An 8262-nucleotide genomic window follows, 5' to 3' on the forward strand; every position below is an offset into this window, starting at 1 on the left:
AGTCCTGAATCAAAAGGAGGGCTGTACATCCCGATGGTTATAGGAGACAGCCTTTCGATAAGTCCATTCGCGAACTCACTGGAGAGGTACCAGGAAGTTAACCCCCGTCGGGTACGCATACTGTTCAAATGCCAAAGACCGAAGGAAATAAAGAAAAATCACTAGTTCTGTCCACTTTCCCCCGGGAACTAATACTCCCTAACACTCACGGGGGTGACTTCAACTTCGAATTCCAGCGTATCTGTCGGAACAATCATCCGGTTGGCAATGTTGAACTTCGCCTGGGCCCCAAAGGATAACTTGGCACTGTTCCGCTTGGAGACGACGATAACAGTGGGGTTTGCATCGAGAATTACCCCATAGGCCGGCCGTGTCAGGATCCCACCCCAGATTTTCTTTACAAAGTCGTAATGTATGAACTCAACATCCCTGCCTATCTCACGACTCTTAACTTTCCATCTAAACGTGATACCATCGTTGGTTTCTTCACTAGTTGATGCTGAGGCTGAATAACCGAGCAAGTTCCCATCCACGCTTATCTGTGAAGTGTATGAGTAGTATTTTTTTGGTCCTCCATCAGTTCTGGGGAGCCACCGGCTTACCCATGTCTCCGAGAGGGGTATCTCATTCGGGACACTTACATCTACGGTCATTTTATCAAGGGCTATGTCACTTCTTTTGGGATTGCCCGACTGGTGGATTTCCACAAGGTAGTACGTCATTCCCGATGTCGTGGAGACGTAACTAAACTCTGCCGTTACCCCCATCTCCATTGTAGTTCCGATGAAAACCTTTTTCCATGTGATTGCTCCAATGTCATTCCAGTCCCGGGTATGTCCCACCATTGAGATTTTCCTGAGTGTTGGTCTCTGAGAAAAGTGCCTCGCATTTTTAATAAAATCCTTAAGTACTGTCTCCGTTTTCACAGGCCCCTCTACAATGTAATAATATACCCTACCGTTGGTGTCCCTGTACACTCCCAAGAACGTTACTTGGGACAACCCCTGGCCGGGGAGTATTCTCAGCGGTAGATTTTTGCGGCTCAGCTCCATTAGGGCTTTTACCGCGTTATCCCCACAAAAGTACGTCACCTCGCCCAGTGGCGTTGGGGGAAGTCTAATATCCAATGTGCCATTATCAAATTCGTCCGCCTTTCCCATTGATACATCTGCTCCAGCCGCTGCCATCCCGACCATCATCAGTCCAATCATGACCGCGAACAACGGCTTCCACGTCACAGGCTTCACCTTTTTTGCAGTTTTGCATCCAATTTTAGATAAATCCCCTTATAAACATTACTACTTAGCTCAACATCCACTAACACAGCCGAAGTGGTTTTATTAGTACTACTTTCACTCGGACTTTTTGAGAGAAGTAGAGAGGGAGTAAAGAAGTTGCATGGAGATGCAACGGAAAAGGGTTCAATCTGCTGATTTTAAGCTACTAAAGAGAGACAATTAAAAGAATGAAGGGGGTCACTTGCCCCTGCCCTCGTGGGCCCTTATGCTGGGCCGGACCTTTTCAGCTCCTTTGCCCCTGTTCCTCAGGCCACGGCCCTTTTTACCCGCGCCGGTGAGTCCTCTAAAGACCCTACCCTTGTGAGCCTTTCCGGCTATCCAGTTGATCTTCGGGTCGCTCTTTATGACCGGGTGGTGCGGATCGACCATTATGACCTCGAACCACTTGTACATACCGTCCTCGCCGACCCAGTAACTGTTGAGGACCTCGAGGTTCGGGTACTTCCTTGCTGCCTTCTCCTCAGCTATCCACTGGAGGCTCTTCTTTGGTGAATATTTCACCATACCCATTTTGCTCGGTTTTCTGCCGCCCCGCCACCTGGGCCTCTTCCTGCCGCCCCTTTTCACGCGGACGCGGACGATAACGTAGCCCTGCTTGGCCTGGTAGCCAAGGTTCCTCGCTCTATCGAGTCTGGTCGGTCTCTCAACCCTCTTAACGACGGGGTCCCTCCTCCACTGGATCATCCTCTTCTTGAGGAGCTCCCCGACGTAGCTCTTCTTCGGGCTCTTCCAAGCTTCCCTAATATACTTGTACATTCCCATCTGGTTCACCCCTTCCATGTTTGTGGTTCTCCCTTACGGGAACATCCCGCGGGTTGACCCCGCCCAGTCGGCCGAGGTTGGAGGTTGAGTTTTTAAGGGTTGCGGGGTAGTCGTTACGGTGAAGCACATGCGCCTTGATAAGTTCATCTCCCTCATGAAAGAGCGCGGTTTTGAAGGTGCTCTGATAAGCCCCGGAACGAACCTGTACTACCTCACCGGACTGCAGATCCACGAGGCCGGTGAGAGGTTGACCGTTCTGGTTGTGAGCGCCGACGGGGACTACCGCCTCCTAGCGCCGAGCCTCTACGAGAACGTCATGAGAAACCTCCCAGCTATCTTCTGGCGCGACGGAGAGAATCCCTACGAGAAGCTCGCCTGGATTCTCGCGGAATTCGAGCTTTCATCCGGAAAACTGCTCGTCGAGAACACGATGAGGGCGGACTGGCTCATCAACATCCTGCGCATAGGGAACCGCGGCTTTGAGTTCCACCCGCTCAGCTCTGTCATCAGGGAGCTGCGCATGAGAAAGGACGCGAAGGAAATTACCCACATGAAGCACTCCGCCAAAGTCGTTGATCGCGTTTTTGAAGAGCTTTTAAGCTGGGATCTCCTGGGAATGCGCGAGAGCGAGCTGGCCTTGAAGATAGAACTCAGGATAAGGGAGCTTTCCGACGGAATATCCTTCGAACCTATCGTGGCGAGCGGGGAGAACGCCGCCAATCCGCACCACGCCCCAGGAAAGAGAAGGCTGAGAAAGGGCGACCTCGTTATCCTCGACTACGGGGCGAAGTGGAAGGGCTACTACTCGGACATAACGCGGACTATCGCTTTAGGAAAGCCGAACGAAAAGCTGGTCGAGATATACGAGGTCGTCAAGGATGCCCAGGAGAAAGCTTACAGGACAGTTAGAGCAGGGGTAAAGGCGAAGGAAGTTGACGCCGCCGCACGAGAGGTGATTTCGGCGGCAGGCTACGGTGAGTACTTCACCCACAGGACCGGGCACGGTCTCGGCTTGGATGTGCACGAGGAACCCTACATAGGGCCGGACGGGGAAGTTATTCTCGAAAACGGCATGACCTTCACGATAGAGCCAGGCATCTATCTACCTGGTCTTGGAGGAGCTAGGATAGAGGACGACGTGGCGGTGATTGATGGAAGGGGGAAGAGGCTGACAAGGGCGGAGAGGGAGCTGGTTATTCTTTAATCAAGCCAAAAACCTTAAATACCCAATTCCGTTACCAGAAGCGATGCCAATGAGGGGGGAGTGTCTTCTCCGCTGGCGCTCAAATGCCTGATTTCACCGATAACCCCCCTATTCGTGACTCTCTTCTGGGAAAATTAAAGACAAAGGGAGGTTTTGGAGATGAAAGTAGACTTCAAGGCCATTGAGGAGAAGTGGCAGAAGCGCTGGTTAGAGGAGAGAATCTTCGAACCCGACAGAAAAGCCAAGCCCAAGGATAAAAAGTTTTACATAACGGTAGCCTTTCCATATCTTTCGGGCCACCTCCACGTCGGCCACGCGAGAACCTACACGATTCCAGACGTTATAGCGCGCTTTAAGAGAATGCAGGGCTACAACGTGCTCTTCCCTATGGGATGGCACATCACCGGAGCGCCGATAGTCGGTATCGCCGAGAGGATAAAGAACCGCGACCCCAAGACGATACACATCTACCGCGACGTCTACAAGGTTCCGGAGGAGATACTCTGGAAGTTCGAGGACCCGAAGGAGATAGTTAAGTACTTCATGAAGGCCGCAAAGGAGACCTTCATAAGGGCCGGCTTTAGCGTTGACTGGAGCAGGGAATTCCACACGACTTCGCTGTTCCCGCCCTTCAGCAAGTTCATAGAGTGGCAGTTCTGGACGTTGAAGGACCTCGGATTAGTCGTTAAGGGTGCCCATAGAGTTCGCTGGGACCCCGTCGTTGGCACTCCCCTCGGAGACCACGACATAATGGAGGGCGAGGACGTTCAAATCCTGGAGTACGTCATAATCAAGTTCATTCTCGAGGAGAACGGCGAAGTTATATACCTCCCCGCCGCGACCCTCAGACCCGAGACTGTCTACGGCGTCACCAATATGTGGATGAACCCCAATGCGATCTATGTCAAGGCGAAGGTCAAGCGCGGTGAGAAGGAAGAGACCTGGATAGTCAGCAAGGAAGCGGCATACAAGCTCTCCTTCCAGGACAGGGAGATAGAGGTCATAGAGGAGTTCAAGGGCGAGAGGCTCATCGGCAAATACGTGAAGAACCCGGTGACCGGTGACGATGTCATAATCCTGCCGGCAGAGTTCGTGGACCCGGACAACGCGACTGGAGTGGTTATGAGCGTTCCCGCTCACGCTCCTTTCGACCACGTTGCCCTTGAGGACCTGAAGAAGGAAACCGAGATTCTCCTCAAGTACGACATCGACCCGCGCGTTCTGGAGGACATAACCTACATATCGCTGATTGAGCTCGAGGGCTATGGTGAGTTCCCGGCGGTCGAGGAGGTCGAGAGACTCGGCGTGAAGAGCCAGAAAGATAAGGAGAAGCTCGAGGAGGCGACCAAGAACATCTACAAGGCCGAGTACCACAAGGGCGTCTTCAAGGTAGATCCCTACGCTGGCAAGCCCGTCCAGGAGGCGAAGGATCTCATCGCGAAAGAACTGATGGAAAAGGGAATAGCCGAGATAATGTACGAGTTCGCAGAGAAGCCCGTCATAAGCCGCTTTGGAAACCAGGCGGTCATCAAGATAATCCACGACCAGTGGTTCATCGACTACGGTAACCCCGAGTGGAAGGAGAAGGCGAGAGAGGCTTTAGCAAACATGACGATTTACCCGGAGAGCAGAAGGGCACAGTTCGAGGCGGTAATAGACTGGCTCGACAAAAAGGCCTGCGCGAGGAAAGTTGGGTTGGGAACGCCCCTGCCCTGGGACCCGGAGTGGGTCATCGAGAGCCTGAGCGATTCAACGATATACATGGCCTACTACACCATAAGCAGGCACATCAACCGGCTGAGGAAGGAGGGCAAGCTCAATCCAGAGAAGCTCACGAGAGAGTTTTTTGATTACATCTACCTCGAGCCCTTCAGCGAGGAGCGCGAGAAAGAGCTTGAGGAGAAGACCGGAATCCCAGCGGAGACGATTCGCGAGATGAAGGAGGAGTTCGAGTACTGGTACCCGCTCGACTGGCGCTGCTCGGCCAAAGACCTCATCCCGAACCACCTGACGTTCTTCATCTTCAACCACACCGCGATATTCAGGAGAGAACACTGGCCGAGGGGAATAGCTGTCAACGGCTTCGGAACGCTGGAAGGACAGAAGATGAGCAAGAGCAAGGGCAACGTGCTGAATTTCATCGACGCAATCGAGGAGAACGGTGCCGATGTGGTAAGGCTCTACATAATGGGATTGGCGGAGCACGACAGCGATTTCGACTGGCGCAGGAAGGAGGTAGGAAAACTCCGCAGGCAGGTCGAGAGGTTCTACGAGCTGATAAGCGAGTTCGCAAGCTATGAGGCCAAGGACGGCGTTGGGCTTAAGGACATCGACCGCTGGATGCTTCACCGCTTAAATAAAGCCATCGAGGGAGCAACGAAGGCCCTTGAGGAGTTCAGAACGAGGACGGCAGTTCAATGGGCCTTCTACACGGTTTTAAACGACCTCCGCTGGTACATGCGCAGAACAGAGGGCAGGGACGACAAGGCGAAGCGCTACGTATTGAGAAAGCTGGCAGAAAACTGGGTCAGGCTCATGGCGCCCTTCACACCCCACATAAGCGAGGAACTGTGGGAGAAGCTCGGCGGAGAGGGCTTCGTCAGCCTGGCGAAGTGGCCTGAACCCGTTGACGAGTGGTGGAACGAGACGGTGGAGGCTGAAGAGCAGTTCGTCCAGTCCGTCATCGAGGACATCAAGGAGATAATAAGGGTCGCCAAGCTCGAAGACGCGAAGAGGGCCTACATCTACACCGCCCCTGAGTGGAAGTGGCGCGTCGTTGAAGTTGTGGCAGAGAAGAGGGACTTCAAGAGCGCGATGGCCGAGCTGATGAAAGAGCAGGAGATGAGGAAGCACGGCAAGGAGGTAAGCAAGCTCATCCAGAGACTCATCAAGGAGCGCGCCTTCGACGTGAAGCGCATCGACGAGGAGAAGGCCCTCAGGGAAGCCAAGGACTTCATGGAGAAGGAACTCGGCCTCGAGATAATCATCAACCCCGAGGAGGACAGGGGAGGAAAGAAGAGGCAGGCGATGCCACTGAAGCCCGCTGTTTACGTGGAATGAGACCCTTTCTTTATCGGTTTTTCTCTATTACAATTCAAACATCTATAGTAAAGCGGATAGTATATCTTCATTCAGCATTGCACTTAGTTCTTCTTCGAACAAAAAATAAAGGATATTATAGAAGTAAAGGCCCTACTTTCTATTTATAAACCAGGGGTACATCTCAACGGTGAACTCAACTGGCGGAGCCCGAACAGAGTGCCTCTGATGGGAAACCCAACAACCGTGTCCTCCACAGACGGGAACATCTTCCTCATACACGAAGTCTGCTTCGGCCCTCAGCCTCAGCTCAACCATATGGAAAGGTGTCTCCTTCCTTACAAAGGGGACCACTACCGGATGTGTTATGAATATTTGACCCCACGCAGGTGAACTTCCCAGCCAAGCTCGTTTCTTTAAGTCATAAAACTGGAACTCGATGTCCCTGTTGGCGTCGATGTCGTCAGTATACCATTTGAAGGCAAGTCCTTTAGTGTAGGTTTCACTAAATCCTGCCCCAGCGTTTGGGAGCCCGGTAGTATCGATATCAACATTTAAACCCCACGTAACTGTAGGTTCAGACGAAGAGCCACTACCCTCTGGTTTAAAGCTTCCAATCCCAAAATATGCACTATCTGGTAAGGGGTTTAGAATAGTGGCCCTCTCCCGAACTTCTTTTACTGCTACCCTGAAGTCCTTCGGAAAATCCCTTTCACTGGGAACTTTTGCCTCGTGACTCATGTACACATAGTAGTAATACCCCATTCTGGCCTCCGCCACCCAGAAATCGGCTCCAAACTTGTTATATACAGTAACCCTCTCGCCCCGCCATGTGGTTATCTCCCTGGATGTCGTTACTGTACTGATACGCCCTATTGAATTCCATTCCCTGGGAGGTTCCTCCCCAAGCGCCCCTTTCATTTCCCGTGGTAGATTTGCAAAACGGGTGGCCTCGATGATGAAGGACTCCCTCAGAACCTGTGGATCAGCATACCCAGAACCTTCCGTGCCAAAGTAATAGAGCGGAGAGTACATACCCCCTGGCAGGGGTTTGAGCGCTATTCCCACAAAGGTACAATCCTTGAATTCCTCCAGGTTTAATCTAAGCGTTAGTTTGTCCCAATACTTCTGAAGGAACTGCTCTGCTGTGCGTGTACCTGATTTCCCGACAAACATTTTTATAATGATTTCTTTTTTCGAAATTGGTGAAATGGGAGGCTGGTCTTTAGAGGGAGACTCAACTATGTTATTCTGAAATGTGCCTGCAAAGACTATGCCCTCAACCATCAGCAGTCCCAGCAGGACTGCAAACAATGGCTTCCACTTCACATGATACGCCCCCATATGTTGTCTGCAATACTAATTGTGCAACTTTCCCTTATAAGTTCTTCCTTTTATTTTAAGATTTTAAGTAAAAATTCCTCCTTTTTTTTCGAGTATAGATTCGTTCTAATATGGATTTTCCGTTTAAAACAGTTCGAAAGAAGCCTGAGTAAAGGAGTTGCATGGTGATGCAATTGACCAGAACGTCACTAACAGCACAAGAAGAGCATCTAAGGAAGAATCTCCATCTGATCATTAATTCATCACCACCTTATAAAACCTTTTCTCCGAAAGCTCCTTAAAGAAAAGCTCTTTAGCCTTTCTCGGTGTCGTCCATGTCTTTTGACGAGAAAGCATTTGAAAACGAAGTTCTCTCAAAAATTCCCCCAAGAAACGAGTCCCCTCTGCCTCCTGACTGGCTCCACATTGAGATGCTCGAACGCTTCCGTGTTCTCCAGTTAGCGCCGATAAGGGAAGGAATGAACATCCTTGAAATCGGGTGCGGGGCACATGCCTTAACGACGGTTCCACTCGCCTATCTCGTCGGCGAAACCGGCCGCGTTGTGGCGATTGATAGATCAAGGTGGCGCTTTTTCGAGGAGGTAACTTCAGTCACCGGCGTCAAGCACCGGATAA

5 protein-coding genes and 1 pseudogene are annotated in these 8262 nt (G+C 51.6%); 3 read left to right on the top strand and 3 right to left on the bottom strand.

All coding sequences use genetic code 11. The features are described from left to right. Positions 1–188 precede the first annotated feature (188 nt). Together MV985_RS00480 and MV985_RS00485 are read right to left on the bottom strand one after the other, a co-directional pair. The gene (locus MV985_RS00480) at positions 189–1238 is read right to left on the bottom strand and encodes a hypothetical protein (RefSeq protein ID WP_297457999.1); all 1050 of its coding nucleotides are present in this window, start codon (positions 1236–1238) and stop codon (positions 189–191) included. Positions 1239–1475: 237 nt separating this feature from the next. After that, on the bottom strand, positions 1476–2060 hold the full coding sequence (locus MV985_RS00485; RefSeq protein WP_297458001.1) for a 50S ribosomal protein L15e: 585 nt from the start codon (positions 2058–2060) through the stop codon (positions 1476–1478). Between the two features lie 127 nt (positions 2061–2187). On the opposite strand from MV985_RS00485, the gene MV985_RS00490 reads away from it, so the two are divergent. After that, on the top strand, positions 2188–3264 hold the full coding sequence (locus MV985_RS00490; protein WP_297458015.1) for a Xaa-Pro peptidase family protein: 1077 nt from the start codon (positions 2188–2190) through the stop codon (positions 3262–3264). Between the two features lie 159 nt (positions 3265–3423). Next, positions 3424–6324: a leucine--tRNA ligase gene (gene leuS, locus MV985_RS00495; protein WP_297458002.1), complete on the top strand. Its 2901-nt coding sequence runs from the start codon at positions 3424–3426 to the stop codon at positions 6322–6324. 132 nt (positions 6325–6456) lie between these two features. On the opposite strand, the gene MV985_RS00500 is transcribed toward leuS, so the two are convergent. Continuing rightward, positions 6457–7632: a hypothetical protein gene (locus MV985_RS00500; protein ID WP_297458003.1), complete on the bottom strand. Its 1176-nt coding sequence runs from the start codon at positions 7630–7632 to the stop codon at positions 6457–6459. A 329-nt stretch (positions 7633–7961) separates the two neighbouring features. Between MV985_RS00500 and MV985_RS00505 the strand changes: the two are divergent. Next, positions 7962–8262: pseudogene (locus MV985_RS00505) on the top strand (class I SAM-dependent methyltransferase); the annotation flags it as partial.

The organism is Thermococcus sp. (genome assembly GCF_027012695.1).
Taxonomy (GTDB): Archaea; Methanobacteriota_B; Thermococci; order Thermococcales; family Thermococcaceae; genus Thermococcus.